The 26,498-nt window shown below is 39.2% G+C and carries 27 protein-coding genes; 9 read left to right on the top strand and 18 right to left on the bottom strand.

The genetic code is table 11. The annotated features are described in order from the left end of the window. Nucleotides 1-124: 124 nt before the first annotated feature. The 5 genes from QQK06_RS08285 to QQK06_RS08265 all read right to left on the bottom strand — a co-directional run bounded on the left by QQK06_RS08285 (nucleotide 125) and on the right by QQK06_RS08265 (nucleotide 7,512). Nucleotides 125-3,145 carry a PqiB family protein gene (locus QQK06_RS08285; RefSeq protein WP_284244190.1) on the bottom strand — a complete coding sequence of 1,007 codons (3,021 nt, stop codon included), beginning with the start codon at nucleotides 3,143-3,145 and terminating at the stop codon, nucleotides 125-127. Further along, nucleotides 3,129-3,752 carry a paraquat-inducible protein A gene (locus tag QQK06_RS08280; protein ID WP_284244189.1) on the bottom strand — a complete coding sequence of 208 codons (624 nt, stop codon included), beginning with the start codon at nucleotides 3,750-3,752 and terminating at the stop codon, nucleotides 3,129-3,131. Before QQK06_RS08280 ends, QQK06_RS08285 begins: the two co-directional genes overlap by 17 nt. Further along, complete coding sequence (locus QQK06_RS08275; protein ID WP_284244188.1) at nucleotides 3,736-4,368, bottom strand: paraquat-inducible protein A; 633 nt, start codon at nucleotides 4,366-4,368, stop codon at nucleotides 3,736-3,738. Before QQK06_RS08275 ends, QQK06_RS08280 begins: the two co-directional genes overlap by 17 nt. A 124-nt stretch (nucleotides 4,369-4,492) precedes the next feature. After that, a complete protein-coding gene (locus QQK06_RS08270) occupies nucleotides 4,493-5,992 on the bottom strand; it encodes a DUF418 domain-containing protein (protein WP_284244187.1) in 1,500 nt (499 codons plus the stop codon). 278 nt (nucleotides 5,993-6,270) lie between these two features. Further along, on the bottom strand, nucleotides 6,271-7,512 hold the full coding sequence (locus QQK06_RS08265) for a c-type cytochrome (RefSeq protein WP_284244186.1): 1,242 nt from the start codon (nucleotides 7,510-7,512) through the stop codon (nucleotides 6,271-6,273). A gap of 202 nt (nucleotides 7,513-7,714) precedes the next feature. Between QQK06_RS08265 and yihA the strand changes: the two genes are divergently transcribed. Next, nucleotides 7,715-8,335, top strand: coding sequence for a ribosome biogenesis GTP-binding protein YihA/YsxC (yihA, locus tag QQK06_RS08260; protein ID WP_284244185.1), 621 nt, complete (start codon nucleotides 7,715-7,717; stop codon nucleotides 8,333-8,335). A 48-nt stretch (nucleotides 8,336-8,383) separates the two neighbouring features. Here yihA and chrA read toward each other — a convergent pair whose 3' ends face one another. Both chrA and QQK06_RS08250 read right to left on the bottom strand, forming a co-directional pair. Further along, on the bottom strand, nucleotides 8,384-9,529 hold the full coding sequence (chrA, locus tag QQK06_RS08255; RefSeq protein ID WP_284244184.1) for a chromate efflux transporter: 1,146 nt from the start codon (nucleotides 9,527-9,529) through the stop codon (nucleotides 8,384-8,386). Between the two features lie 47 nt (nucleotides 9,530-9,576). Continuing rightward, complete coding sequence (locus tag QQK06_RS08250) at nucleotides 9,577-10,131, bottom strand: MarR family winged helix-turn-helix transcriptional regulator (protein ID WP_284244183.1); 555 nt, start codon at nucleotides 10,129-10,131, stop codon at nucleotides 9,577-9,579. Between the two features lie 100 nt (nucleotides 10,132-10,231). Here QQK06_RS08250 and QQK06_RS08245 point away from each other — a divergent pair, with 100 nt between their 5' ends. The 3 genes from QQK06_RS08245 to QQK06_RS08235 are packed head-to-tail and all read left to right on the top strand — an operon-like array spanning nucleotide 10,232 to nucleotide 11,538. Next, the gene (locus tag QQK06_RS08245) at nucleotides 10,232-10,978 is read left to right on the top strand and encodes a hypothetical protein (protein WP_284244182.1); all 747 of its coding nucleotides are present in this window, start codon (nucleotides 10,232-10,234) and stop codon (nucleotides 10,976-10,978) included. Between the two features lie 25 nt (nucleotides 10,979-11,003). After that, on the top strand, nucleotides 11,004-11,249 hold the full coding sequence (locus QQK06_RS08240) for a DUF2024 family protein (protein WP_284244181.1): 246 nt from the start codon (nucleotides 11,004-11,006) through the stop codon (nucleotides 11,247-11,249). A gap of 31 nt (nucleotides 11,250-11,280) precedes the next feature. Next, nucleotides 11,281-11,538, top strand: a complete 258-nt coding sequence (locus tag QQK06_RS08235; protein WP_284244180.1) for a Rho-binding antiterminator — start codon at nucleotides 11,281-11,283, stop codon at nucleotides 11,536-11,538. Nucleotides 11,539-11,618: 80 nt separating this feature from the next. Here QQK06_RS08235 and QQK06_RS08230 read toward each other — a convergent pair whose 3' ends face one another. From QQK06_RS08230 to QQK06_RS08200, 7 genes are all read right to left on the bottom strand, one after another. After that, a complete protein-coding gene (locus QQK06_RS08230) occupies nucleotides 11,619-11,786 on the bottom strand; it encodes a hypothetical protein (protein WP_284244179.1) in 168 nt (55 codons plus the stop codon). Nucleotides 11,787-12,165: 379 nt separating this feature from the next. Then, entirely contained in the window at nucleotides 12,166-13,164 is a 999-nt protein-coding gene (gene cydB, locus QQK06_RS08225) for a cytochrome d ubiquinol oxidase subunit II (protein WP_284244178.1), read from the bottom strand. Further along, nucleotides 13,157-14,560, bottom strand: a complete 1,404-nt coding sequence (locus QQK06_RS08220; protein WP_284244177.1) for a cytochrome ubiquinol oxidase subunit I — start codon at nucleotides 14,558-14,560, stop codon at nucleotides 13,157-13,159. Before QQK06_RS08220 ends, cydB begins: the two co-directional genes overlap by 8 nt. A 131-nt stretch (nucleotides 14,561-14,691) precedes the next feature. After that, nucleotides 14,692-15,240 carry a GbsR/MarR family transcriptional regulator gene (locus QQK06_RS08215; protein WP_284244176.1) on the bottom strand — a complete coding sequence of 183 codons (549 nt, stop codon included), beginning with the start codon at nucleotides 15,238-15,240 and terminating at the stop codon, nucleotides 14,692-14,694. Nucleotides 15,241-15,768: 528 nt separating this feature from the next. Further along, the gene (locus tag QQK06_RS08210) at nucleotides 15,769-17,568 is read right to left on the bottom strand and encodes a radical SAM protein (protein ID WP_284244175.1); all 1,800 of its coding nucleotides are present in this window, start codon (nucleotides 17,566-17,568) and stop codon (nucleotides 15,769-15,771) included. Continuing rightward, nucleotides 17,565-18,365: a hypothetical protein gene (locus QQK06_RS08205; RefSeq protein WP_284244174.1), complete on the bottom strand. Its 801-nt coding sequence runs from the start codon at nucleotides 18,363-18,365 to the stop codon at nucleotides 17,565-17,567. The genes QQK06_RS08210 and QQK06_RS08205 overlap by 4 nt, the downstream gene beginning before the upstream one ends. Nucleotides 18,366-18,379: 14 nt before the next feature. After that, a complete protein-coding gene (locus tag QQK06_RS08200) occupies nucleotides 18,380-18,742 on the bottom strand; it encodes a hypothetical protein (protein WP_284244173.1) in 363 nt (120 codons plus the stop codon). A 235-nt stretch (nucleotides 18,743-18,977) separates the two neighbouring features. Between QQK06_RS08200 and QQK06_RS08195 the strand changes: the two genes are divergently transcribed. The 5 genes from QQK06_RS08195 to QQK06_RS08175 all read left to right on the top strand — a co-directional run bounded on the left by QQK06_RS08195 (nucleotide 18,978) and on the right by QQK06_RS08175 (nucleotide 22,422). Then, nucleotides 18,978-19,451, top strand: coding sequence for a hypothetical protein (locus QQK06_RS08195; RefSeq protein ID WP_284244172.1), 474 nt, complete (start codon nucleotides 18,978-18,980; stop codon nucleotides 19,449-19,451). A 105-nt stretch (nucleotides 19,452-19,556) separates the two neighbouring features. Continuing rightward, a complete protein-coding gene (locus QQK06_RS08190) occupies nucleotides 19,557-20,102 on the top strand; it encodes a hypothetical protein (protein ID WP_284244171.1) in 546 nt (181 codons plus the stop codon). 23 nt (nucleotides 20,103-20,125) lie between these two features. Continuing rightward, complete coding sequence (locus QQK06_RS08185; RefSeq protein WP_284244170.1) at nucleotides 20,126-20,632, top strand: hypothetical protein; 507 nt, start codon at nucleotides 20,126-20,128, stop codon at nucleotides 20,630-20,632. 165 nt (nucleotides 20,633-20,797) lie between these two features. Continuing rightward, nucleotides 20,798-21,907, top strand: coding sequence for a DUF4238 domain-containing protein (locus QQK06_RS08180; protein WP_284244169.1), 1,110 nt, complete (start codon nucleotides 20,798-20,800; stop codon nucleotides 21,905-21,907). A gap of 356 nt (nucleotides 21,908-22,263) precedes the next feature. Then, nucleotides 22,264-22,422, top strand: coding sequence for a DUF2986 domain-containing protein (locus QQK06_RS08175; protein ID WP_284244168.1), 159 nt, complete (start codon nucleotides 22,264-22,266; stop codon nucleotides 22,420-22,422). A 547-nt stretch (nucleotides 22,423-22,969) separates the two neighbouring features. Here QQK06_RS08175 and QQK06_RS08170 read toward each other — a convergent pair. The 4 genes from QQK06_RS08170 to QQK06_RS08155 all read right to left on the bottom strand — a co-directional run bounded on the left by QQK06_RS08170 (nucleotide 22,970) and on the right by QQK06_RS08155 (nucleotide 26,384). Beyond that, nucleotides 22,970-24,340 (bottom strand): S41 family peptidase, encoded by a 1,371-nt coding sequence (locus QQK06_RS08170; RefSeq protein ID WP_284244167.1) that lies wholly within the window; start codon nucleotides 24,338-24,340, stop codon nucleotides 22,970-22,972. A 320-nt stretch (nucleotides 24,341-24,660) separates the two neighbouring features. Beyond that, nucleotides 24,661-25,098: a GNAT family N-acetyltransferase gene (locus QQK06_RS08165; RefSeq protein WP_284244166.1), complete on the bottom strand. Its 438-nt coding sequence runs from the start codon at nucleotides 25,096-25,098 to the stop codon at nucleotides 24,661-24,663. 53 nt (nucleotides 25,099-25,151) lie between these two features. Further along, entirely contained in the window at nucleotides 25,152-25,505 is a 354-nt protein-coding gene (locus QQK06_RS08160) for a tRNA-binding protein (protein WP_284244165.1), read from the bottom strand. A 15-nt stretch (nucleotides 25,506-25,520) separates the two neighbouring features. After that, complete coding sequence (locus QQK06_RS08155; protein ID WP_284244164.1) at nucleotides 25,521-26,384, bottom strand: DMT family transporter; 864 nt, start codon at nucleotides 26,382-26,384, stop codon at nucleotides 25,521-25,523. Nucleotides 26,385-26,498 lie beyond the last annotated feature (114 nt).

Below are 26,498 nucleotides of genomic sequence, written 5' to 3'. Positions count from 1 at the left end.
TGCAACTTAGTCAAACAATATCAGGATTTATTACAATCTACTTGAGTAATATTGCTAATAAGTTGCTCAATATTGTGAAAAAGTGTGTACATTTTGTTTGTGAATAGCGAAATGGCGATGAATATTATTGCTCCAATGGTATTTTCGGTGCCCAGGCTAACCACTCTGGTTTAGCCTTACTATGTAATAAAAAGCGTTTTTTTGATGGCATATTTTGCTGGTTGTCACTATTAACTGTGGGGGTGGCGAAGGCAATGCCGCCGGCAAGTAAAGACTCTATTGACTCGGAATTAATTGCTAGCCCGGAGAACAGCCCTGCTTCTAGTTCAAAGCCACTGGCATTCCAAAATTTACTTTCTGCTGTGACTAAAGGCGCGTAACGCTCGGCGATATTAAGATATATATTTACCCGGTCTGCATGTTTAGCCAGATCAACCCCTATCACCTGACCAACCACCACCTGACGATACATGACTGGATTGCCTACTCTTATTGAACCGAGTGTTTTAGTAGATAATGTAAGGTTTAATCCGTAGTGTAGTGATGAAATTGCAGGCGGGATGTCCTCGGCGTTAAAGTGAGTTTTGGCTTCGCCTTGGCCAGGAAATATTTGAATAAAGTCTCCCGCTATCAGCTGATTAAACCTTGCCGAGTTAAGTAAATTTAGTTTTGGGCTGACTAGCCAAAATTTTGTACCGGTTACGGCAAGTTGTTTTTGGTCGTTAGTTAAGTAAGCGAATACTGTCGCCCCTTGTCCGTGGGGATCTAATACCAGATGTTGTACCTTGCCGACTGTATGTCCTTGAAACTTGATTGCTTGTCCAGGGCTAAGACCATTAAGGTTATTAAAATGTATGGTCACGGTTATCCCTGCCATTTTTGCCTGTTCCAAATTGGCAAACAGGGTAAAATTCTGTCCTTCTTTTGCTCGCGGTATTTTTACTGCTGAGTCTGGCGTGTAAAAACTGATACCTCCTTGAACGACGCTTGCTAAAGAATTGGTTTGCAGCTGAAAGTTACTCAAGTTACCGTGCACAGCAATACCGCTGGTATTGAAAAAACGCGTAGTATGATTGATTAGGTGAGCATATTTCGACCTTATGGTTAGGGTCAGGGAAATATCTTTTGTAGCCTGATCTAGCTCAACGGTATCAATTTGCCCGACGGTGAGCCCTTTGTAACTGATCTGACTGCCGGGTAAGAGCCCGTAGCTTTGCTCGGCGTTAAGCGTTAGTTGCAGTCCGGCAGCACTATGATGTTTAGCAACTGGATTGGCAGCGAGATTAAATTCAGTGGTCGCTTTACCGTCACCACCACTCACTAGAATATAACTGCCGCCGAAAAGTGCCTGAGTGTCATTTAGGCCTGCGAGTGATAAATCGGGTTCAACTAACCAGAACTGAGAGTTTTCCCGCAAAATGTTCTGATATTGTGGCAATATACCGGCAATTAGCTGCGTTTTCCCGTTGTGTTTATTTTGATAGTGAATATGACCAATCACTTTGCCTTGATAAAGTAGCCGGGTATTTTTTTTAATAGTAAATGATGCATCTGCCAGCAAGGTAAATTGTAAGCTTTGCTTTGCCTGTTGCTTATTTAGCGTAAGCGGGAATCGATCACCATTAGTGACCTTAGCTTCATGGTTTCCTTTATCCTCCAAGCCAAAGGCAATACCCCCGTTAAATAATGCAGGTAAAGGAGGAGTCTGGATTGTGAGCCCTTGCAAGCTGGCATTCACTTTGATGCCATCTATTTGCCAGAATTTACTGGAAGTAGAAACAAGTTGTTGAAATTCAGGCTTAATATGAATGTGAACCAGTGCTTGTTGCTCATTACTTCGTTCAATTGCCTGCACTGAACCTGCGAGTTGCTGGTGATAGAAAACGCCTGCACCGACGTTTATCGCTGAACTATCCGTTGTGGTTAAGCTTAAGTGTAAACCAGGAGTTGAATAGCGATAAGGAGGACGTTGGTTGTAAACAGTAAAGCTACTGCTTGGTTCACCTGCTGAAGATGGTTGCAGGCCAATATAACTGCCAAGTAATAGTTTATCGATACTGCTGGCAGCAGCAAAAGAAATTTTTGATGATACCAGGTAAAATTGACTGTCGCTGGTTAAGTAAGGTTCAAGTCTCGGATTGATTTTTGCCTTGGCAATTATTTTTTGTTGCTCAACATCAATTTTATTAATTGCGACGACTTTACCGATCGCAATGTTCTGTAAACGAATACTGGTACCTTGATCGATTGCTGAATCCAAATCCAGTATTAGGGTGATTTCTCGTCCCATTTCTGCAGCATGAAAATTTGGATGGAGCGTAAATTGTTGGCCTTCGTTGGCATTTTCGCTGTTAGCAGCATTGTTTGGACTATCAAACGCAATGCCGCCAGCAATAATTGATGTCAGTGACTCACTGTTAAATTCAATACCTGAGGTTAGAGAAGCGTGAACGTTAAAACCGCTGGCATGCCAAAAGCGTGAATTTTTCTTAACTAAGCCTGCATATTCAGGTTCAATAAATAGCCCGATTTTTAACTGATTACTGTTATCTAAATAGTGAAACCCGGTGACATGGCCAACCGGTATTTGTTTAAAACTTACAGGGGAGTTTTTTTTCAGTGAACCTAAGGATTCACTAAGTAAAGTGAGATGCAGACCTGGCTTGGACGGTTCAATGATTAGGGGTTCTTTAGCCGCGATAAAGTGGCGCTGCGGTTTACCCTTTGCATTTAAATCCGGTTGCATATTAATGTAACCACCTGAAAGCAAGGTGTCTAACCCAGTGATACCCTTAAGTGAGACTTCGGCAGTCACATACCAGAATACCGTGTTGTCAGTTAGCATTTTACTTGCATTAGGGACCATTTCAATTTCAACAATCACACTTTGCAAATCGTCTGCGACTTCGATATCACTGACCACCCCTGTGGTTAAACCTTTGTAATGCACTTCTGTTTTTCCGATAACTATGCCGCGAGCGCTATCAAACTGTACGGTAATATAAGTACCGCGTTCTAGATAAGCATTAACTACTAACCAGGCGCCAAAAATTAAGGCGATGATAGGCACCAGCCAAATAGCGGAAATACCTGTTTTTCTCTTGATATAGGCTTTAGGTATCTGAGAGTTAGTCTGCTTTGGCATCAGTACTCCTGCGTTCAATATCCCAGATTAAACGAGTATCAAAACTGGCGACGGCAAACATAGTGAAAATCACCATTAAGGCAAAATAGTTTAAGCCAGGTGCCGCTTCAACAGAGCGGATAAAACCTAAATTGACCAAAGTCATCATGATAGTCACGACAAAAACGTCCAGCATTGACCAAGGACCAAGCCATTCTACTACTCGATAAAAACGACTTTGCATGCTGGTTGGAATGAGTGAATAACGTTTAGTGTTATAGACCAGAAACAGCAAGCCGGTAATTTTGATAAAGGGAATGATAAAGCTGGCAATAAAAACAACGGCTGCAATTGGATATAAACCGCTTTGTATTAATTTTATTATGCCACTGAAAATGGTGGTTGGTTCGGTAATAGCAAATTTATGCAACACCATAATTGGGTAAAGATTTGCTGGTAAAAACATTACTAATGAGGCGAATGTCCAGGCCAGAGTATATTGAACGCTATGTGGCTTGCGCAGGTGTAAAATGCTATGGCATCGACAACACCTATGCGAAGTGTTGCTATTGAGTTTTTGGCAGCAAGGACAGCCAATAAAGCCGAGAGATTTAGCGCGTGGATACAAGGGCTTGCTCCAGTTTTTGCCAGATAAGATGGTGATCTAGTGCGTTAGACACTAAGGTAGAACATAAGAGTAGCAGCAAGAGAGATATTAAGCCGCCGCCGATACTCAGACTCGCCATCGACTGTAATTTGTAAATCGAGACAATAATGCTAAGAAAAAATACACTGAGCATTGCCCAATGATCTAGCTGGTGATAAGAACGAAAGAATATTAATAATCTCGGAGTGATGTGCTGTTTACTAAGCTGCCATGAGAGGTAAAAGGCGGTAAATAATCGAATAAAGGGTACCGCAATAGTAAACATAAAGACGCAAATAGCGACTAAAAAAAACTGATTATCGATCAGGGCGGCAAGACATTCAATTAACGAGGCTTCGTGGTATAAACCTATCGCGCGGATGCCAACTATGGGCAAAGTTAAGGCCGGAAAAAATAATAGTAAACCTGCTAATGCGACGGCCATAGTACGCTCAACAGACTGCTTTTTGCGTGAAAATAAGGTAGCGCCACAACACGGGCAAACAGCACGTTGATTATGCTGGACCTCAGGGATTTCCGACAGCGTATCGCATCTAAGGCAGGCGATCATTTCTTTTGTATAAGCTGTTTTGTTCACAAGTAGGATAATTATTATTAACGTTCTTTAAGTGTAAGATATCCTAGTGTTTTCGCCATTTAATTACCGGGATAAAAAAAGCAGCCAACTGGCTGCTTTTATTACTAATCTTGAACTATGGGAATTAGGCAGTTTGTAGGCGCTCACTACTTTGTTCACGCCTTAATATAGGTTGCCATTGTAAATAAGTAATTGAACGCCATAACCATTCTAAAGGCCCAAAGCGGAAATACTTGAGCCAGATTTTGCAGATAACAACCTGACAGAACAAGATCACAATCGCGAGAGCAATTTGTTCTGCACGATCTACTTTGCCAAACATGCCACCGGCGTAACCATAAAAGATGCTAGTTAGAATAATTGAATGGGAAATATAGTTAGTTAGTGCCATTTTCCCCAACGGTGCTAACCAGGAGAAAGAACGGATAAACCATTGTTTACTCGCTAATTTGACAAACATACCAAAGTAACCAAAACATAGAATAATTTGACTATAAAAGAATAGGTTATAGCTTATAGCGGTGAGTTCCAGAGATTGCTTAGTTATCGGATTAAGTATGATGTAGACACTAACAACATTAAGCACTAAGCCAATCCCTAAGCCGCCCCAGCATACCGCATTGAAGAATGCTTTATGGCGTTGAGGCTCGGTTAAACGACCACTTGCTACTAGCCAGTAACCTATCATAAATAACGGCAAGCAAACGACAAACGCCATCATAGGAGTCGATGCCAGTTGTTCTATACCTTTTTCAAATCTATATTGTGTCACTTGCCAGTAATCGGCCTGACTAAACAGATGTGCTTCCTTATGAAGCATTATTTCTTTTTCTTTATGACGATCAAAGCGTTGTTGAACACGATGAGCAATTTGCTCTTCCGTGGTCATCTGATCTTCATCTATTTCTTCTTCCGGTTCAGTGCTTTCATCAGCTGGTAACGCATTGTCAGCTAGATGACTATTTAAAAATTCAGGAGTTAATTTAAAGGCTTCTATCATTTCATCCGATTGCTGACGTACCATGACTCTTTGCTCGCCTTCTTCAACGACAGCAGCATTATCTCGGGTAACACCAAAAAATATTGCCGCGCCAAGCGAAAGAACGATCGGTACTAACATAATAGTAAAGCCGGTTTTCGCATAAGCAGTTGGAGAATTATACTTGCTTAGTTTATTTGTTCTGAGCAGGAAAACAAAGCCAAGCAGTAGCATGCCGGCAACGGCATAATCATGTAGGATATCGCCACCCCATAAGAAGATCATATGCACCATACCAAACAGGAATAGCGCGAACATTCGACGGCTAAACCAGGCACCAAAAGGACGATCCGCTTGCTGAGCATTAAGCAGCATCACCGCGAACCCCATGCCAAAGAGCAGCGAAAACAGTTTATAGAATTTTCCTTCAATAAAGACTTTTACTAGCCAGCTTGCGGCCCAATCTCCGCCGGTTTGGCTAAAATCGAATGCCATTAAATCGCTTATTGGGCGGTTAAACCACTCGATGTTCATGAAAATAATGCCAATTAATGCAAATCCTCGCAGTAAGTCCATGACTTGAATGCGGTCCTTATTGGCGACTGGTTGCAATGCCGCTGAGGGTGCAGGTGCTGTTGTATTCATAATAGCTTGCCTAATATTAGTGATAATAAGTGCTAACAACAGGTATAGCAGAATATGTGCCATATGCTATCTGATTGAAATTAATAGATAATTTTTATATTTAAGCAATGTGAAGTTGCTATGTAAGTGAGATAAAGCTAAATATCAGTCAAATTGACCAAGTGAATTTTAAGGCGTATTGGGCTTTTGTATAGGTTTTGGTATTAAATTAAATAATGAAAAAGTATGAGCGAAAAAAAAGCAGCGATAACGCTGCTTTTCTCTTAATTATTCATGACTTATTTCATTGCTGCCATATAGTTGGCTAATGCAGAGATGTCATCATCTGATAATTTAATTGCAATATTACGCATCATGGCGTTGCGATCATTATCACGTTTAGCTTCGCGGAATAGCTCTAACTGCGATTTAATATAAGTAGCACTTTGACCGGCAATTGATGGGAAGGCAGCTTTATCCATGCCGTCACCGTTAATGCCGTGACATGCGATACAAGCTGGAATACCACGTTTAGCATCGCCACTAACATAGAGTTTTTGGCCAGTGTTGCTGGTTTTAGCCGCAGCTGGTTTTAAGGTTTGTGACGCGAAATAAGCGGCAACGTTTTTAATATCGTCGTCAGATAACGGTGCTGCCATTCCTGCCATTACCGCGTTGTCACGCTGTCCTGATTTGAATTCAGCCAATTGTTTAATTAAGTAAGCTTCACCTTGACCAGCTAATGCAGGGTACATGGCAACCATAGGATTCCCGTCTGCTCCATGACATGCCGTACAAGTAGCCGCTTTCGCTTTACCTGCAGCAACATCACCAACAAATGACTTCACCGCTACTTTACCTGCTGACGCTTTCACTTCGCCAACTGCGGAAGTGTCTTCAAAGTATGCACCGATATTAGCAATATCAGCGTCAGTTAAATTACCTGCCACCTGATTCATAGACGCATTGTGACGAGATTCCGCTTTGAATGCTTTTAGTTGCTTTTCAATGTATTCTGGATGTTGTTTAGCAAGGTTAGGGTTGATCAATACCTTGCTGTTACCGTCTTTACCGTGACAGTCAACACATGCGGTAATGCCACGTTCTTTATCACCATGCTCATATAAGGCTTTACCCGCAGATGCATCGGCAACAACTGCTGCCGGGGCAGCTGCAGCTGGTGTAGCTGAGGCGCTTTCGTCTGCGCTAGCCGCCCCTGCTGGTGCAGAACCGTCACGGCCAAAGCTAGAGAAATGTGCGGCAACGTCTTGCATATCTTGTTCAGAGAGCGCAGCTGCCATTGGCGCCATTACTGGGTCTTTACGGCTACCTGCTTGAAACGCTTTTAATTGCTTAACGATGTAATCAGCATGTTGGCCAGCAAGATTAGGGTAATTATCAGCAATACCGATACCGTTTGCACCATGACATCCGGCACAGGTCGCGGCTTTGGTTTTACCCGCTGCTGCATCTCCATCAAATGCATTAGCATGTGACAGCATGCCTAATCCAAAGACAATAGAAATTAAGACGTTTTTCATGAGTTGCTCTCTGTTTTTATTAAACTTGATTTGTCACCAACCAAGCAATTTTAAAATGAACGATTAACGCGGCATTTTACACGAAACCGGGAATTGTTTAATAGTGCTTAAGAAAAAAACACTAAAAAAAACGTGGTTTTTACTTATTTTAGTGAAAAAGCGATATAATCGCTTTCAAATATTAGTTAGAGCGGAAATTAGTTTGTCTACTCCTGAAGTTAAATTACAACAAGCAAGCTTCACCATCAGTGCACCAGATATTAGGCGTTTGCCTGATGACAGTGGTATTGAAGTCGCTTTTGCCGGTCGCTCCAATGCCGGAAAATCCAGTGCATTGAATGCCTTAACTCACCAAAAAAGTTTGGCACGCACCAGTAAAACGCCGGGACGCACTCAGTTGATCAATGTCTTTGAAGTGGCGGATGGCCAGCGCTTAGTTGATCTACCTGGTTATGGCTTTGCTAAAGTGCCGCTAGAAATGAAAAAGAAATGGCAAAAAGCCCTGGGTGAATATCTTGAAAAACGCGAAAGCCTGCAAGGTTTAGTGGTGTTGATGGATATTCGTCACCCATTAAAGGATCTCGATCGAGATTTAATTGAATGGGCGGCTGATAGTGAGTTACCAGTATTAGTGTTATTGACTAAGTCAGATAAGCTTTCTCAAGGTAAAGCGAGTGCCGAAGTGTTGAAAGTAAAAAAAGCACTAAAATCATTAAATGCAGATATTAAAGTGCAGGCATTCTCATCATTGAAGAAAACGGGTGTTGCTCAGGCAACGCAAGTGATCGGTAATTGGTTGAGCGCTGATGAACAAGCTGAATAATAATTACTATTGGAGATAGAATAGGCAAAACGTGTTTTGCCTATTTTTTTAGCTAAAGGTTAACAGTATTCCCGCCAGTGAAAACCCTACTACCAATACCACAATTGGGGTTTTAAATTGTTTTAATAACAAGAACCCAAGTAGTACTAATGCCATGTCTTTACTGTCGTTAACAGATGAGCTAAATACCGGTAGATAAAGCGCACTTAATAACAAGCCGACGACAGCGGCGTTAATCGCCTGAATTGCACCGGAAAGGCGCGGTAAATTTGCCAGACCATGCCAGTGTTTTAAAAAAGCGAGCATTAATAAAAAACCCGGTAAGAATATAGCGATGGTCGCAATTAACGCACCTAAGACCGGAAAGCTCGGCGATAAATGAAACCCTAAAAATGTTGCTAACGTAAACATCGGGCCAGGAACTGCTTGCGCTGCCGCATATCCGGTCAGGAAAGTATCGGTAGTTATCTGCTCTGCTAATAAATTTTGTAATAGAGGCAATACCACGTGGCCACCACCAAAAACCAAACTGCCAGCTTGATAAAAATCAGCGGCCAGCTGCCACTGATTCGACGCTTGTGCCAAGTAAGGTAACAATACTAATAAGGCGATAAACGCTACAAAGGGCAGCCAGGCAATGCCTGCGGGAGCTGTAGCAGATAATTCTTTATTAGCTAAATATTTTGCGCCAAACAACGCTGCGATAGTCAGCACCAGCATTTGGCTATAAACACCGCTGGTCATTAGTAAAACAATCGCAGCTGTAATGGCGATGGTTCGGGTGATCTTATCGCGGCAAAAGCTATTAAACATGGTTAATACCGCATCGGCGACGACAACAACTGCCAGTAATTTTAAGCCGTGCGTGACGCCATAAAAATAGCTGTTATCGACGAGTTGATAACTTAAACTCGCCAACATCATCATTAACATGACTGACGGTAGGGTAAAGGCAACAAATGCGGTTAGGGCACCCGCTAATCCTGCTTTTTTGTAGCCTAAAGCAAAGCCGACCTGACTGGAACCTGGTCCAGGTAAAAATTGACTTAAAGCCACTATCTGCCCGTATTCTTGCTGACTAAACCAACGTAATTGCTGAATAAATTTTTGTTGGAAATAGCCAATATGTGCCGCAGGTCCACCAAAACTGATGCAGCCGAGCCAGAAAAAATGCTTAAAAATAGTAAGTAACATAATTTGCTCAGTGATGAATAATAATTTTACTTATATGCAGCTAGCCGTTATTCGAGATATTCTCGACAAATTAGCTGGCTGTCTGCTTTTGTCAGTGCTTCTTTAGTCAGGCCACATAACAGACCTGTTTCAGTTTGTTGATTATATTGGCATTGGCTGCACACGCCAAATGCGTTACGCCCTGTCACCTGTTGATAGCTAGAGAGCATTTTCTCAAGTAACGATTTGGCCTGCTGTCGCTCATTGGCTGACAAATGGACTAACGCTTGAGAAAATTTATCTGGAGGTGCGGTCTGAGCCAAAAATGTTCGACCTTGCTTTGTCACTGTTAAATGAGTGATCCGTTTGTCATTTTTATCTTTTTCTCTGCTGATCAGCGCTTTATTTTCTAGCACTTTTAAGGTTTGTGAAACTGTTCCTTTGGTTAATCCTAGGTACTCAGTAACAGCCAGCATGGTGTCAGAATAACGGTTGCAGCTGGCAAGGTAGTGCAATGTTTCTTGATGTATGGGTTGTAAGCCCATGCTTAGTCCAGCGGCGCGGGTTTCATGACGGAGTAAATTTGCCAGCCGCTCAATCCGGCTATAGATATCATTTTTCATAACATAATAGTATCGAGTCAAAACTTATTTGACAAGCGAAGATTTACCATGATTAAATAAAATGGTTTCGAGGCGAAACTATTTTATTTAAGGAATTATAATGAAACTAGCAAAAATATTTTTAGCAACGAGCTTATTATCTGGCTTTACTAGCATTAACGCTTTCGCGTTCAATGAGCATCACGGTCATATTCAAGCTAAGGCTTCTCAAGAGGTAAAAGCAGAGTTTGATATAGTGCACGCAAAAGTAACTACGTCTGGCGCGCACCTGGTTTTTCAACAAGAAGCCAGAGGAAAAGTTGGCACAGCAAAACCAAAGGCTACGGGAACGTTAGCGGGTACCGAGGTATACAGCTATGTCTGGCCAACAAGTTTAAACAGCTCAGTGGTTGGGTTTGAAGCAGATCAAGGGATACTAGCGTTAGCATTAACGGTTCATCCTGATTTTGATGATACCCCACTTTATGATGAGAACAACGATGGAAATAAAACCAATGATGGTGACAACTGGCATAGCCACTGGGTAGTACTGGTGCCTGATGATGCCTGTGGTACGGATGCACTAAAGGTTAAGGACATACCTGAAGGCAGTCAGCCAAAATTACCGGCAACCTGGCCGAACCTGCCGTTGTTTATTGATAGCCCGGGGTTTGATTTTTCACTAAAAAATACCGAAGTACTAGTGAGAGTGCCATTATCAGCAGTAGGCTTAAGTCGCAATTTTTCATTTGATGGTGTTACCGCAGGACTAAAAATCAACCAACAAGTTCATGCGCCTTTGCTTTGTGTAGCCAAAGTATTTGATATTGCCTCTGGAGATTTGTCTTTACCCGGCAAAGCATTATAACGTTATTAATTACGGAGAATTTGAAATGAAAATCCATGTTTACGATACTCATGTATTAACAGCTCAAGGCCAGCATATTCATTTTGATGTTTTGGTTAATGATGAGCATATTGAACGAGTGCAGGAATTTGCCGAGCAGTATTTAGCTAAGCTTAAAGTGCCTGCTACCGAGATAAAGCAGCACAGGTGCAATTTTTGCCATAGTGAAGTCGCAAGCCCTAATGTACAACAGCAGATCGCTGAGCAAGGACATAGTATTATTCGCTTGTAATAAGTGACTGAATAATTGATATGAGTAAAACATGACAACTAATATCAGCTGTGATGCGCATGATTACTTTGAAATTGTTTGCATGCGTCGTAGCCAGATCAGGGTGACAACGTATAGTAAACAAGGTATTGAAGGAATTGCATGGGATATAAAATTAATAGATAAAGTTGAAATGATCTGCATTCGGCAGCGGGATAATACAGCGTTTATTGCGCTAACCGATATTAACAGTTTAACTGCATTTGGTAATCAACAAAGCCAGCATAATTTTTCAGTAACCTGGGCGTGAACGCTATTTATTAATCAAAAATGCTCATCTTAAATAGCAACAAGCCAGTAGTTAACTACTGGCTTGTTTATTTTAACTATTTACAATTGATATAAAAAAGCTAAAAAGTTTTTCGAATCATGATGATTATCAAATTCAAATAAGCGAAAACCTGCATTGTCAGTAACAGCAATATTGAGCTTGTTTACTGATATAGATTTTACTGGTGCTTCGATGGAGCACACGAATCCTTTTTGATTGTATGACATAATAATACTCTTTTTTTGAGCGCACATTTGTTTAGGCGCGAAATTAAAAAAGCCATATTATTGTTTAAAAGTGAAATATTGATTTAACTCAGACATTCAGCGAGATAGTACTCGGTGAATTAACAATAAATTAGCTTACTACGTGGTAATGTCTGACTGTGAAAGGGAAAGGCAATACAATAATTATCTTGCTTGATAATTAGCCAGTACTTTACCTTGTTTCTTTCGTCGTGTATAGCTAATTGTTTTAAAAATTTAATTTTATATTGCGTTATTTGATATATAGCGTTTATCAGCGCTCGCTAATCAGCAAAGTCTGCATCATTTTTCAGTACCTTGAGCGTGGGCGTTAATGTTAGTTAACGCCCGCTTAATGCGATTAGTAATAACGTAGATCTTCTACTTTGCCCCAAAAGACCCAGTAAGAAAAAATGGTATAGCCAACAATGGTGGGGATAACAAACAATGCGCCATACAATAAAAAGTTTAACGACTCAGCGGCTGACACTGCCTGCCAAATAGTGATCTGGTTAGGCACAATAAATGGATAGAAACTAATGGCTAATCCTAAAAATGTCAGGATAAAAATTCCGATGCAGGCGAGAAATGGTGTCGCTTCATTCGACAAGGCTTGATTTTCAACTTCAACAATTGAGCGCCACGCGTAAACAAACAAGGCAACGACACATAGCGGAATCATCGCTAACAACAGGCTGACACTGGAACTTAACCAGCGTAAATAAATAGATTGATCAATGATCAGGTTTGTTGCTGATACCAGACTAATACCAATAAAGCTGATAATTAACGCCCGTTTGGCATAGCGAATTGCGCGTTGCTGTAGCTGATTTTCGGTTTTCATGATCAACCAGCATGCGCCAATGAAACTGTACGCGGTACTAACGCCAATGGCACTGAGTAGCGCAAACGCTATACTACTAACGCTTAGCTCAAAGCCCATAACATACATGCCGAGCATATATCCTTGCGAGCCGGAGGCTAAAAAGGAACCGATTTTAAACGCCTTATTCCAGGTTGGCTTATGGTTAAAGGCCGCTTTCGCGCGAAAATCAAAAGCAACGCCGCGTAAAATCAGGCCAATCAGCATAAATACGGTTGGCAAATAAAGGGCTTTAAAAATCATGCTGTGTGCTGTTGGAAAAGCAATTAACAACAGGCCAACGGCCAACACCAGCCAGGTTTCATTGGCGTCCCAAAAGGGACCGATAGAGGCTATCATGGTATCGCTGTCTTTTTCATTGTTCAGCGGTAGCAGCATACCAACGCCTAAGTCATAACCGTCTAAAATGGCATAAACTAAGGTAGAAAATGCCATTAGTCCGGCGAAAATTATCGCTAAGGTAGCTTGATCAAACATTGGTTGGCTCCTGTAAAAAATTGTTTATTTGAGCTGGGTTAGCGTTCCGTTTTGCTGGGCCTTTATGCTCACTTTCTTGGATTTCTTCTATTTCTACCGCACGCATCGCCATAACAAATAACGTACTTAAATAGGCGATGAGCAATAGACAATAAACCATAATATAAAGCATGAGTGAGAAACCGACGTTTTCAGGCGCCAGATCGGTGACCGCATCTTTAACCATTAATACGCCACGCACCAAATAAGGTTGTCTGCCAATTTCGGTGACATACCAACCTGCGAGTGTGGCCAACCAGCCAGAAAAACTCATTACTACTAATAGTTTTAATAACCAGCTTGGCAGAGGCTGTTGTTGTTTTTTCTGACGATACAACCGATATCGGGCATACCAAGCAACCATGATCATTAATAATCCGGTGGCAACCATAATGCGAAAAGCAAAAAATACCGGCTTTACTGGCGGCGTGTGTTCAAAATCGCTTAATCCTTTTATTTCACCATCAAGTTCGTGAGTGAGGAGCAAACTAGCTAAATTTGGAATACCAATGGCAAAATCATTGCGTTGAGTTTGCTCATTTGGCCAAGCAAACAACAATAGTGGTGCTCCTTTTTCGCTATGCCATATTCCTTCCATGGCGGCGATTTTTTCCGGTTGATGTTTTAAGGTATTTAAGCCGTGTAAATCGCCAACAAATGCTTGTAATGGCGCCAGTATCATTGCTGAAGTCAGTGCTACTTTTAGCGTAAGTTTAGGGGCACGTTTATCATCACCTTGTAATAAACGAAAGGCACTGATCCCGGCGATTAAAAAACTGACCGTTAATCCTGATGCTATTAGCATATGGCTAAAACGATAGCCAAAAGAAGGATTAAAAATAATTGCTAGCCAGTCAACCGGGTAGGCAATGCCATCTCTAAGCTCAAAACCTGTTGGTGTTTGCATCCAGGAATTGAGCGATAAAATCCAAAATGCCGATAAACTGGTGCCAATAGCCACAATAAGGGTTGCTAGGGTATGAATTTTTGCCGGTACTCGTTTAATGCCAAATAGCATTATGCCGAGAAATGTCGCCTCTAAGAAAAAAGCCGACAGCACTTCATAACCGAGCAAAGGCCCGGCAATATTGCCAACTTTTTCCATAAATCCTGGCCAGTTAGTGCCAAACTGAAATGACATGGTAATGCCGCTCACCACTCCGATAGCAAAGGTTAGCGCGAATATTTTTACCCAAAAACGATAAGCACGCATCCAAATTGCGTTACCGGTACGATCAAACTGAACCTTGAAAAACACCAAAAACCAGCACATAGCGATGGTAATAGTGGGAAACAGAATATGAAAACTAATGTTGAGCGCAAACTGTATGCGCGAGAGTAGCTCGGTATCTAACATATTTACTCCTTACCTACGCCAAAATTTAGGCAATAGGTCGCTAATTGCGCCATTGGTTATGGCACAGCAAAAATTGAAATGGGTAAAAAAGTGGGGGAGCCAATTATTGACTTACCCCATATTAAAGGTGGCTAACTGCCGCTTTTTAAAAACTTGTCTTTCATATCTAGCACCTTACCGACGCCAGAGCCCAGCTTAAACAACGTTTTGAGTTTGTCTGGATTCATACTTTGTAGCTCACTGGCGAAAAAGGTAATATTTTCTAATAAATCATGAATTTCCCGCATTTTATCCTGCGCGTATACTTCTTCATCATTGGCGGGGTCATTGAGTAAGTTATCGCGTAATAAGCTTAAGGTTGGGTCGATTTCTCGCTTACGTCGTTCTTCAAATATACGATTGGCCATCTCCCAAATGGAACCGGCCGGACGGTAATATTCTTTTCTGTCGCCAGGCTTATGTTGCACCTGGATCAACCGCCAAGAGTGTAGTTCTTTGATCCCCATACTGACATTGCCGCGAGAAATATTCAGCAATTCAGACAATTCGTTAGCGGTTAATGCATGTTCACTAATAGTAAGTAAACCGTACATTTGCCCTATGGTGCGATTGAAGCCCCAGCGACTGCCCATTTCGCCACAGTGTAGGACAAAGGCCTCGACTTTTGATGACATGATCATGATGACTACTCAGTTATGTTTTAAAGTTTCAGAAATTACTGAAACTTTAAAACATAGCTTGATATAGATCAAGTTTTGCTGATTAAAATATGTAAATTTATATTCATATGGACGGTGATAATCAGAGCGATGGTTCGCGCTATTATTGCTATTTAAGATAGGTAATGAGGCAAGTGAAATAAACAATTAAGGTGCGATAGGTTTTCCTGTTGATAATAAATAAAGGATATCAATAAATTACTTTGTTTTGCGTAGGCAAAAAAAAAGCCGAAGACAGTGTCTTCGGCTCGATAGCTTTGGGGAAAGCTAGAATATAAAATTATTACAACAGGCGTTCGCTAAGGGAACAAACGCATTATAGAGTATCAACTCTATTAAAGTAAAGTGTTTACTCTAAAAAAAATGAAAAAAGTCCGACCAGTTGACATCTGGTTATGTGGATCGTCACAAATTATCTGTGACCAGTCACATTATTTGGGATTATCAATCAACAGTGGGATTTGAATATTGGTAATCTCAAATTAAGAATTATTTCCAATAAAACTCGATAAATGGAAACGGTAAATTTATCGCCTGTATATGGTAGAACGCATTTTTCTTTTGTTTCTCGTAATGATACTCACGTAGTTTTTTTGTAGTGACAAATAAATTGTTTCGGACACCTTCAAGAAACAAATCACTATGCATCTTCAGTATATTAGTAATATCGTAGTGGTAATAATCTCCAACAATTGAAGAGCAACTTTCCAGAGCATTTGAATAAATATGATAATCAAACAGATGCTCTTGTTTGTACCTTTTTTCATCACCATAGGTAACCATCGTATTTCTAGTCACCATTAAAGTAAGATGATTATTTATTGGTTCAGAACTATTTTGACGCAAAACATCTCTTTTTACTTTCAAGTACACTTTGCTATGTTCAACCATCAGTGCTAACTCAGTCTTGTTGGACAATGTATTACTAGTTAGTTGATAGCAAGTATCATCAATGTCCATGCCAAAATTCGAACTAGAGTAAATTGATTGAAGTATTGAATCCTTCGCTATCAAATTCGATAAAGAGTTATCTTCATGGTCTAGCTCTTCTGTTATAAATTTATTCTTTTCCAATGAAATCTCGTTCTTTTTAAAACTGCTTATTTTGTTTTGGTATTTATATTCTGCCGCATATTTTTCAATGTAGGTTGCATCGTATGGTGGGTAGCGCTCTGTATCTGCTTTGTATAGCTCCTTTTGCAGCTTACAGGTATAACTTTTAGTTAACTCTGTTTGTTCTCTTACAAATACACAACCTTGATTACAATAAGGTAAGTAAGAACAAGTAAAACACTCTTCATCTGCTGGCAATCTATTTTCTATGGATTCAATAGTTTGCCATCCATTATTTATAATGTCTGGAATTGAGTCGTTAAACAAATTCCCGTAGTAGAACTCTTTTGATGATTGCCCCCTTGGGCAAGCGTATACATCACCGTTATTCTGCAACAGAAAGAATTTATCACCACAATTTACTGCGCTACAACAAAACTCTGGAGTAAACTCTTTAAACCAATGTTTCTTGAGTCCTTCTTCTAAATCAGTTCCTTCGAACTCTTCAAATAGCTTTTTATAGAATTGCACTTGTTGATCTTGAGTCAACATTTCAGTGCCAATTATCCCACCACCAAACTTATCTTTGTTTTTGTGGCTATCAAAAGAAAACATGATATTAAACTTGGTCATATCTAAACCAATATCATAATGAATATACTTTATGTCTTGGATAAAGGCGTCAAGCTGGTAAAAATGTTCCTGTGTAACAACACAGGATATCTTTTTATGATGCTTGTATTTAGCCAACAATTTTAGATTACTTGTTATTTTGGCTAGAGTAGAACGACCCCTTTTGTCCGTTCTGTACTTCTCATGAAGCTTTAATGGCAAATCAACACTACCGCTAATCGATACTTGGTACTTTTCAAAAACGTCAACAAGTTTGTCGAAATTGAATAGGTTAGTTTTGATATGTACAGGGTTTAAAGGGTAGCCCGCATCCTTAATTCGGTCACCATATTCACGATAATATTGGTATGAGTAATCTAAGAGACTTTCCAATATTTCTTTAGGTATAGAAGTGGCCTCCCCTCCGTGGAACGATAGATTAAATGGCGTAATTCCCTCCGCCAAAAAGTCAGTAACTGCTTTATCTAGCGTTGAAACCACTTGCTTTAAAGTGGATTTTTCATCTGTTCCTGTACCAAGGTAACAGTACTTACACCCCATATTGCAAAAGTTGGTAGGTGCATATAAAAGATGAATAAAACGAGGTGAAGCTAGGTCGTTCATTTCAATTCAAACAACTTTTTTTTAGACAAATACTGGAAATAAGCGATAACAACAGCGTTAGCTATTAATCCGAAAAAACCAAACTCAAGTAGCCTTTCAAGCGTCAACAAGAATAAGCCACCTAAAGCAATAACACACAATGAAAAAAAGATGCGCTTAATCAAACGATGATAAATTGAACTGGCATTTCCGTTGTACAAAAAGCAAGGATATTTGGCATCTTTTGAGCCAACAATAGTCACCAAATTCTTATTTATACTATCTACCTTGCCCCATACAGCTACACTAGCATCGTTAGGTAGTCGATATTCATGAATGCGATATGCTTTATATTTCTCTTTGGCTAATTTTGCCGTACCTTCATTTGGTGGACTTGTCTGTCTATCTTCTTCTCGAACTAAATTCAACATGGTAGATGACAAGCGAGACAAATCAATATGCGCCAGAAACCCCGATTGAGATACCATTAATGGCGGCATCTCTGATTCTTTGACTTCCAGTAGTGGACTGTGTTCTTGCATTCCTTTTTCTGGTTTTTTACGCTTTGTTTCAAACCACGCCCAAATGTAAGTTTTCCAATAAACGCATTGCTTATTGAAGAAAGGAGATTTAATAGTTGGCATTTTTACATTGCCTTGAATGTGGATGTAATCGCCTACGGTTATATCATCTGTTATTGCTTTAGCCTTATAGAGGATCAAGCAGTTATTAAGCAGCTTTAACGTATAAAGAATGTTAAAAATGCTCAATACCCCCACAATTACAGCAGATATAGTAAAAATTAATTCATACTCCATTAAACACCCTAAAACTATCCGTTGTTATTTCCATTATTATTATTGTTGTTATTGTTATTATTATTGTTGCTAGATATCTCAAACTCTACGTCAAACATAGACTTTGAAGCAGCACCAACAAAATAAGCCTTCTCAATTTTAGAAACCTTTGAACCATCAAAAGTAATGGAGTGATTCAATTCAGTCGGAGGGCAGGCATAGGTGTCAATAATTTCGCTGCCAGTATAAAAATATAAAATGGAGCGTTTAAAAATGATGTGTTTATCTGGATCGCCATTTCCAAAGAAATCACGTATTTTCGAAAATACCACTTCTTTATTTTCACTTATTGAAAGTTGAGAAATAAAAAAGTCGATTTTATTGTCTTGTGATTGCATCCTATATTCTTATATTTTATTCCTATTTAAGCGCGATCTAAGATAACAGATTATTAGTCATATAACTAAAATCTTCTTTCGAGCCGTTTTAATATCATATTAAAATGAATTGATTAATTGGTCACTAAACCAAATTGATGTAGTTCTTAATTAAGAAAAGTCTTTGATGTTCATATACCTTGCTAAGTGTGTTACTTTGGAGGGTACATACAATAAGTGTTAGGAACCTATAGAAATGGAATTCAGTTTCGAATTTTCAGAAAGATTAATTGAGTCTGCCCAAGGATTGTTGGAATCCTCCCCAGAAAAAGATGAAGCAGGCAGGACAATTTTGTATTTGAGTTGTTTGTCTTGTGAAATCAGCATGAAAGCGCTTTTGGAAAGGTCTGGTTACTCCATCCAAGAACTGAAACGTTTTTCTCATAGATTGCATAATTTATTAGATGAAATCACGACATGCACACACTCCGATCCAGAACGAAGAGTAAGCTCGATCAGGAGTAAAGAAGTATTATCTGGCATTTCAAATGGCACAGTTGGTACATTGTTAGTTTCTCAGATTGAAAGCGCTTCAACATATCCAAATGAAATTCGTTATGGTGAAATAGTAACCCACTTTCCAGCACCTGCAATGTTGCAATGTGCTAGGGTTGTTCTTAATTGGTGTAAAGAAAATGATGGTTGTTTGATTCGTGTCACAGGCTCCTAATAAGTTAAATAACAGGGGCAAAGAAGACAGTGCTTATGCTCCTCGTAGTTAATTTTGTTCAAGTGAAATTGACTATTGTATAGGCTAGTTATGTAAGTTAGTTCATTGAATACTTTAGAGTTAGTTTTTTTCAAGTTAGTTTCTCATGAGATCGAGTTATCAGAATTTGAGAGCTGGGTGTATTCAGAATCACGGCTTGAAGAAATATTAAGTTCAGATGATTATTTAGAGCTTATCTCTATCAATTACAAAACGCCTTCTAGTCTTTATGAAGCTCAGAAAATACTTACTAGCTACTTTTCAATGGGCAAATATTACGAATGGAACATTCGAAATATACTGCAAAAAATTGTTGAAAAGCCGAATGACGTTCATAAGTATATTGAGCAATGTTATAACTTGTACTGTGAAGGTTTCGGCTTTATGGACAATCTAGGCTTGGGGTATGGTCTTGGTATTACGTGTTCAGACTATCACAATGAAAAGGTTGATGATTATTACCCACAAATACTAGGTGAAGTCGATAAAGTGGTTGAGTGGTTAGATAGTGGAAAAATTGTGATCACTGGTCACAGTGGAGAATACCACGGCATAGAATATGAAGATAACCGCAGTGTTATAGAAAAAGAGCCTACAGGTTATAAAATCTAAGAAAGCACAAAATGGTGGCAGTTTTGGCTGTAAATACAGCTAGAAAGTTACGAAAATATCCTAAACAGTTTATGAGGCATCACATGGAAGTATCGAATATAAATGAAAAATTTGAATCATATGACTCCCATAAAATATGGGAGGCAACATGGGAAATTCTTCGATGTGACGATATTGATAAACTGACGGAGTTGTCTGCCTTCATTCCAAGATTCTCAGACATATTAAAACAAGTAGATATGGGCGGTGCTGTCAGAAAAAATGAAGATGACACTAAGCTTGCTTTTGAATACATCAAAAAACGCTGTTCTGGATTATGTCGGTGCTTTCTGTACACATACTCTGGTCACAACATGTTCAACCCTAAAAAGGAATCAGATCTAGCATTTGTTGATATTGATAAGGCAACAATTATAAAAGAGGTTCAAGAACAACATTTTTCTGTAACTTGTTCGACTTGTTCAAAAAAGTATAAAGTTCGAGAAGTACATGGTTGGCATGTTCCGTGGTACGAATGGAGTAGTTCCTAGCAAGACAATTTCGTATGGGATTGCAAACGCATGTTTCGGTTCTATATTACGCTAGTATTTTTTGGATAAAATAAATGATTAAAGTGCAAATATTAAAAATAATGATGTACATATACAATGTCTGAATAGTAAGTGCTGAAGAACTTCTAAGCGGTATATATTTAAATGTCGAACATAACTAAAAATCAGCATTTTGTGCCTCAGTTCTTATTAAAGAACTTTACATCGCCTAATGAGACGATAAATATTTATGACTCTGCTAGAGAGTTATTAAGACCACCAACAAGCGTTAATCGTGTGTTAGCAGAGAATTATTTTTATGACAAAGATAATTCTGTAGAGCATTTTTTGCGGGATCATGTTGAAGGGCCTGCATCATTGATAGTAAAACAATTTTCACCTCATCAGCAAAGCCAAGCAGTTCCTTTAAACCAAAAATCTAAAATAGATGTTCTTAGGTTTCTAACGGTTCAATTGAATCGCACACCAAGAGCACTTAACGATTCGCTAGGTAATATCGATAACTTTTTTGATGATCTATTTAAAGAAATTGGAAGATTAAACAATTTTGAAGAGAGTGTTATAAACAGTGTAAAGTTTAAGCTTGATGATCCAAAAGACATTTTGCGGATGCAAACTATTGAGGCAGCTTTTAATTGGCCTTTAATTAATGATCTTGAGTGGCATTTTCTCATCAATAGTACTGATTTAGATTTTGTAATATCTGATCACCCTGTTGTACATTACAATTGGTATTTACGTGACTCTATAGAAATGGACTATACAGCGATTACAAACCACGGTGTCCAAATGTTTCTGCCACTTTCGCCAATAGTTACTCTTTGTTTATATGACAAAAAAATTTATAAGCTAGGAAACAAAAATTGTAGTTACACAGAAGTTAATAATAAATCAGATATTAATATATTAAATGATTTGCAGTTCAGAAGTAGAGAGTCGTTTATTGTATTTAGTGACATAGCTCAATCAGAGTATGTTAGGAATAAATGCCGATTGATACCTCAAAACAGTATGTTTAATAAATTTTCATCCTCAACAGCGCCTGTTGAGGATGGTAGTGGACAGCTCAAATCTACGCAGATGCAATGGAGAGAGCAATTCTCGATAAATAAGTGGCTTTCATTCAGTAAAGTTAAAAATAAGTTACGAAAAAAAACTATTCGCAGCTATATAAGACGGCCTGATATTGTACGTGAGCGAGACATTTTTTTAGATAAAATGAGGAATGGTGGTCAGAGTACCCCAATAAAGTAGTGCTGCGGGGAAGTATCTGGCATGAATGAGGTCAAGCTAGTTGACACAACCAATATTCGTCAGCTTCCGTTTATTGAAACTGAAGAGAACATGTTGCGCAACTTTAACTCACAGATTATTAAACTGTTATCACTTATGCCAATACTAACTTCAGATTTTGAAATTAACCATCTGACTCTACAGTTTCTTCTGGCAGTATAACGTCTTTTGTATATTCGGAATAAGATTCTTGTAGATACTTCAGCCCATCTGTTTTATCTATATGATCTTCCCCTAACACTGTAGACATCTTTTATTTAGAAAATGAAGTATGATGAGAGATGTTATAAGAAGTCAATATCCCTAAGAATTTAAAAATGAATAGAAAAAAGAAAATTAAATCGACTTTACTGGCCAAGAAAAAGAAGGCCAATGCCAAGCTACATAAAAGCAATAAACCTAAATATATCTCCAAGGCAGAACGTGAAAGGCTTGCTGAACAAGCTCAGGAAAATATTGAAAATAGTGAATCGTAATTTAGTTGAACCAACAGGGTCAGATCGATTGATTTAATATTGTTCCTATCGGTTCAGTTCAAATACCTCTGGCATGATAGGTTGTAAAATGTCGTCGGTAATTTTTCTGGCAAGCCACAAATAGTATTTTCGTTGCCATGCATCCAATCGTGAAATTCGTCATCATATTTAACGGGTGAAACGAATAAAAGGGCCGGTGACACATGAAATGCATTATCATTAAACTCTGTGTTGATTTTAGCTATTATTATCATCGAAAGCATTCGACACACTAAGAAATCTCGAATGATTCAAGCTGATATTTCTTGCATGCGATTGCCCGAGGCAATAACCGACGTGTATGCTTTTTCAGCGAACAAGATTATCTGTTTAACCTTTCATTTTTGGCATCTAGTGTCAGCCAATCAGCGATGTTATGCCGAGATTTTTCAAGTGTTACAGCCTTGATAGGTTATGCAAAAAAAGGCCGCCAATACAATTAAGTAAACGAGAATGATACGCATGTGTCACCGATCCTTTTTTCTATATCAACGAGTGATTACGCTATTTACTTCGCGTTTAATTGAGCTAATTTTATTATGGCTTCACGTGAGTCAAGTGGATTATCTTTTATATAAATATCAGGGATAACGGACTTTCCTTTACCTTTGCCACTTGGGCGTTCAAGGTAGAATCTAGGACTCACTGCTTTGAGCCCTGAGTTGGGAAAGGTAAAAAATTGGATACCACCTGTTTGCCATGAATAGCCAGCGGACTCTTCCCCTATAAGGTCTGCAAAGTCGAAATCCTGCACTGTATTAGCAAATAAGATCGCAGAAGAATAAGTCACCTTCCCAATTAACACAGATACGTGGCCGCTAAACGCCAGCGGGTTGTTGTGAGTTACCTGCTCGAAATGGTCATAGTTTTTGGTAATTATGTCGCCAGCTGTTTCACCTTCATCCATATACTTGGCAATAATTTTTTTTGTATAGCGGCTGGTATGTCGGTATGGTTGATCTGCTAAGTAAGTGAGCAAACCTTTTTTCCACATATCATCATCACCACCTGGGTTATGGCGAATATCAATAATGAGGTGCCCGATACCGTGCTTCTTAAGTTGTTTGAAAGCTGTTTCTGTAAATTGATAAAACTGTTCCTTATCTTGCCACCAGAATAGTTTGATAGTCATCAATGCCTGGTTATTATCTAAAATTTCAAATTTAAACAAGTCGTCAAAGGATTCATTCTGCTGTGCTTTGGGAGTTGCCATACTGGCTGAGACTTGGATGCTTTTTGTTCCTTGGATTGTATTCACTTCTATGTCAAATTTGCTGGCTTTGCTAACAAACAGCCAATAATATAAGGCGAATTTTTCTGATAAAATGGCTTCTCGGTGAGTAGGAGTATCGCCGTAGGTTCTTTCTAATAAATCTGCATAGATAGCTGTCGCGTTACGGCCATTAATTTGCGTGATTTCTTGCTTTTCGTATTCGCTTTTATTGCCACCTAATTCAGTAGAAATATATAGGTGTCCTTTATCTACTATTACTTCGAACGGAAATAACCCTTGTCCACTTGCTAAAATAGCCTGAGTAAGTTTGGATTGGCTGTTGACCATTATATTCATATGACCATCATTAAACTGGCTATTTAATCGCGTTATTTTTGCTAGAAATTCTTGGTTGGTCAGAGGTGTGTTCAATGAAGCTTTGAGTGTGGTTATTGCTTGGTCAAATGCTGCAACTTTTGCCATACGAATACTAAGATTAGGGTGTGTATGGCTTAACCATTCGCGCCATGCATCAATATCTTGTTGCATTTTTGCTGGGCTTAATTGCTTATTTAATTTGTTTAATTCGTTATCGCCCAACGCACACTTGATGTTAAGCAAATATATCGTAAAGAGAAAAAGGCTAAAAATACGGATTGTTGTCATGCTGTTCTAATACTCTTGGTTGGATACACACATTAGGGTGTGTTGTGTAAGTTAACCAGAGATAAGCAGTTTTAATGCCAAAGGTAAGTTGTTGAAAAGTATTGTTATTTGTCTGTATCACTAATGTGCGAACACAAAAGTTACCCTGCTATCTGTGTGCGAACAGATAACCAAGATATGTTAGAAATGGTGAAAGGTAAGGTAGTTGCTGCGTTATCTGAATTAACAACTCTCACCCACAGTTGTAAGTAATGTTAGCCTGACTTCGAGAAATAAAGCTTTACAGTCCTGCCATCGATTGGCTGCACGCTAGCTAATCTTTAAAGATTTATCGCCATATCAACTCTATGCATGTCAACTCCCCAGCCATTGTGGAGATAAGTGATTTCTTTAGCATCAAATTGCGCGAAAAACGGGGCGGATAAATGACTCGCTGCAATATCAATTGCTACAGAACCTGCCTCTTGTGCATATTGTTTAATATATGCCATCAATTTTGTCCCCAGACCTTTTCCTTTCTCATTTGGGCACACCATGATCCAAGTAATTCGGCATCTATTTGACGTGTTAATCAATCGAATACCAAAGGCAGCAATGACAGTGTCATTGGATAGGACCACCTTATAGCTATCGGTTAAATTCATTAAATAATTTGAATACTCTTTGCGTTCATTTTCAGCAAAAAACTGCGGGCAGTTTTTATCAAAAAGCATTAAGCAGTTATCAAATCGTTCTTTGCTGTAGTCTGCAATTCTCATCGTTTAATACCAAGTGAAATAATGGTTTGAGCATTCGCTGATTATTCTGGCTATTATCCTGCTCTACAGCCGTTAGGCATTGGTACTTCAGGCATGGCTAAACAGGGGCGCTGTTTATCTTCATAGCCGATGTCAAATAGCATGCCTTGTGAAAGCTCGCCAGCCATTTTCTTTTCGGGCAAGTTAAGCACGAATAATGCTTGCTTGCCGGTAATTCCAAAAGGGTCTGTGCGTTCCTGCTTTATTCCTGCGAGTATCGTGCGATGATGATCGCCAAAATCAACGGATAACTTCATCAATTTATTTGATTTTTCAATTTCACAGACCTTAACAATCGTGCCCACTCTAATATCCAGTTTCGCGATATCGTCAAGTGTTATTAACGCTTTTACTGGTGCATGCTTCAATGGCGTTTCCTTATGTTAGCTATTTACTATTTTTTGCTTGCTTTGTTCTTTCTTCGCCAACCATATCAGCGGCAGTACGATCATTGCTGAGCCTAAATACATGGTGGGCTCTGGAGACTCATTAAACCATAGTATGCCAATGGCAATCGCACCGATTAACCCTGTGTACTCTGCTGCTGCAATTTTATTGGCTTCTATGTAGCGATAAACCCAAACACATATGCCGGCGTATGTGAGGATAAAAACGTTAGAACTGGTGGCAATGAATAATGATGGCCAGCTCCACGCTTGTCCTTCCCATAATACTAATGCCAGTGCCACGGGCGTGCCAACCAAGCTAGTCAGTAATAAGGTTTGAAAGACGTTATGGTGTGATGGCAGTTTTTTTACCAGTAAATTGTTTAATGCCATGGTTAATGCAACGATGAATGCGGCTAGTACAGCCCAGCTAAAATGTGAAGGTTTGACGATAATTAACACGCCAATAAACCCTAAGGCTGCAACCAATATTGATGAAAATGTCCCCTTTTCTTTAAAAAAGAGCATGGCTAACAGCAGCATTAATATTGGGGCAGTATAAAACAGGGCATTTACGGTAGCCAAAGGTAACGTGCTGAGTGCAATAACCATAAAAACAGCACCGAACAGCCAAATATGACCTCTGACAATATGCCATTTTAGTCCGGTAAAAAAATGCGTGTTTTTGCTAAAGATACAAAACGGAATTAACAGAACGATGGCGCTTAACTGGCGATACAGAATGAACTGATACACAGCGACATCTTTCGGTAAATTTTTAATTAACGCATCTGAAAGTACGGCGATGTTATTGCCAATAATCAGTAAAAGCATCGCTAATCCAATCGTTAACTTTGGCATGTTGAACTCCTACTAACAGCAAATGAAATAGCATTGATTAACGTCAAGATATAACAATAACTAGTATTATGTATAATGATTAAAATTTATTTAGTATGAGTAAAACTAATAGTG

The sequence above is a fragment of the Thalassotalea insulae genome (assembly GCF_030161395.1).
Lineage (GTDB): Bacteria > Pseudomonadota > Gammaproteobacteria > Enterobacterales > Alteromonadaceae > Thalassotalea_E > Thalassotalea_E insulae.
This window is presented reverse-complemented; position numbering and strand designations above follow the sequence as displayed.

What these genes read in the sequence shown, in the direction of transcription:
- QQK06_RS08285 (WP_284244190.1), bottom strand. Translation starts at nt 3,145, where the DNA reads ATGCCAAAGCAGACTAACTCTCAGATACCTAAAGCCTATATCAAGAGA.
- QQK06_RS08270 (WP_284244187.1), bottom strand. Translation starts at nt 5,992, where the DNA reads ATGAATACAACAGCACCTGCACCCTCAGCGGCATTGCAACCAGTCGCC.
- QQK06_RS08265 (WP_284244186.1), bottom strand. Translation starts at nt 7,512, where the DNA reads ATGAAAAACGTCTTAATTTCTATTGTCTTTGGATTAGGCATGCTGTCA.
- chrA (WP_284244184.1), bottom strand. Translation starts at nt 9,529, where the DNA reads ATGTTACTTACTATTTTTAAGCATTTTTTCTGGCTCGGCTGCATCAGT.
- QQK06_RS08250 (WP_284244183.1), bottom strand. Translation starts at nt 10,131, where the DNA reads ATGAAAAATGATATCTATAGCCGGATTGAGCGGCTGGCAAATTTACTC.
- QQK06_RS08245 (WP_284244182.1), top strand. Translation starts at nt 10,232, where the DNA reads ATGAAACTAGCAAAAATATTTTTAGCAACGAGCTTATTATCTGGCTTT.
- QQK06_RS08240 (WP_284244181.1), top strand. Translation starts at nt 11,004, where the DNA reads ATGAAAATCCATGTTTACGATACTCATGTATTAACAGCTCAAGGCCAG.
- QQK06_RS08235 (WP_284244180.1), top strand. Translation starts at nt 11,281, where the DNA reads ATGACAACTAATATCAGCTGTGATGCGCATGATTACTTTGAAATTGTT.
- QQK06_RS08230 (WP_284244179.1), bottom strand. Translation starts at nt 11,786, where the DNA reads ATGTCATACAATCAAAAAGGATTCGTGTGCTCCATCGAAGCACCAGTA.
- cydB (WP_284244178.1), bottom strand. Translation starts at nt 13,164, where the DNA reads ATGTTTGATCAAGCTACCTTAGCGATAATTTTCGCCGGACTAATGGCA.
- QQK06_RS08220 (WP_284244177.1), bottom strand. Translation starts at nt 14,560, where the DNA reads ATGTTAGATACCGAGCTACTCTCGCGCATACAGTTTGCGCTCAACATT.
- QQK06_RS08215 (WP_284244176.1), bottom strand. Translation starts at nt 15,240, where the DNA reads ATGATCATGTCATCAAAAGTCGAGGCCTTTGTCCTACACTGTGGCGAA.
- QQK06_RS08210 (WP_284244175.1), bottom strand. Translation starts at nt 17,568, where the DNA reads ATGAACGACCTAGCTTCACCTCGTTTTATTCATCTTTTATATGCACCT.
- QQK06_RS08205 (WP_284244174.1), bottom strand. Translation starts at nt 18,365, where the DNA reads ATGGAGTATGAATTAATTTTTACTATATCTGCTGTAATTGTGGGGGTA.
- QQK06_RS08200 (WP_284244173.1), bottom strand. Translation starts at nt 18,742, where the DNA reads ATGCAATCACAAGACAATAAAATCGACTTTTTTATTTCTCAACTTTCA.
- QQK06_RS08195 (WP_284244172.1), top strand. Translation starts at nt 18,978, where the DNA reads ATGGAATTCAGTTTCGAATTTTCAGAAAGATTAATTGAGTCTGCCCAA.
- QQK06_RS08180 (WP_284244169.1), top strand. Translation starts at nt 20,798, where the DNA reads ATGTCGAACATAACTAAAAATCAGCATTTTGTGCCTCAGTTCTTATTA.
- QQK06_RS08175 (WP_284244168.1), top strand. Translation starts at nt 22,264, where the DNA reads ATGAATAGAAAAAAGAAAATTAAATCGACTTTACTGGCCAAGAAAAAG.
- QQK06_RS08170 (WP_284244167.1), bottom strand. Translation starts at nt 24,340, where the DNA reads ATGACAACAATCCGTATTTTTAGCCTTTTTCTCTTTACGATATATTTG.
- QQK06_RS08165 (WP_284244166.1), bottom strand. Translation starts at nt 25,098, where the DNA reads ATGAGAATTGCAGACTACAGCAAAGAACGATTTGATAACTGCTTAATG.
- QQK06_RS08155 (WP_284244164.1), bottom strand. Translation starts at nt 26,384, where the DNA reads ATGCCAAAGTTAACGATTGGATTAGCGATGCTTTTACTGATTATTGGC.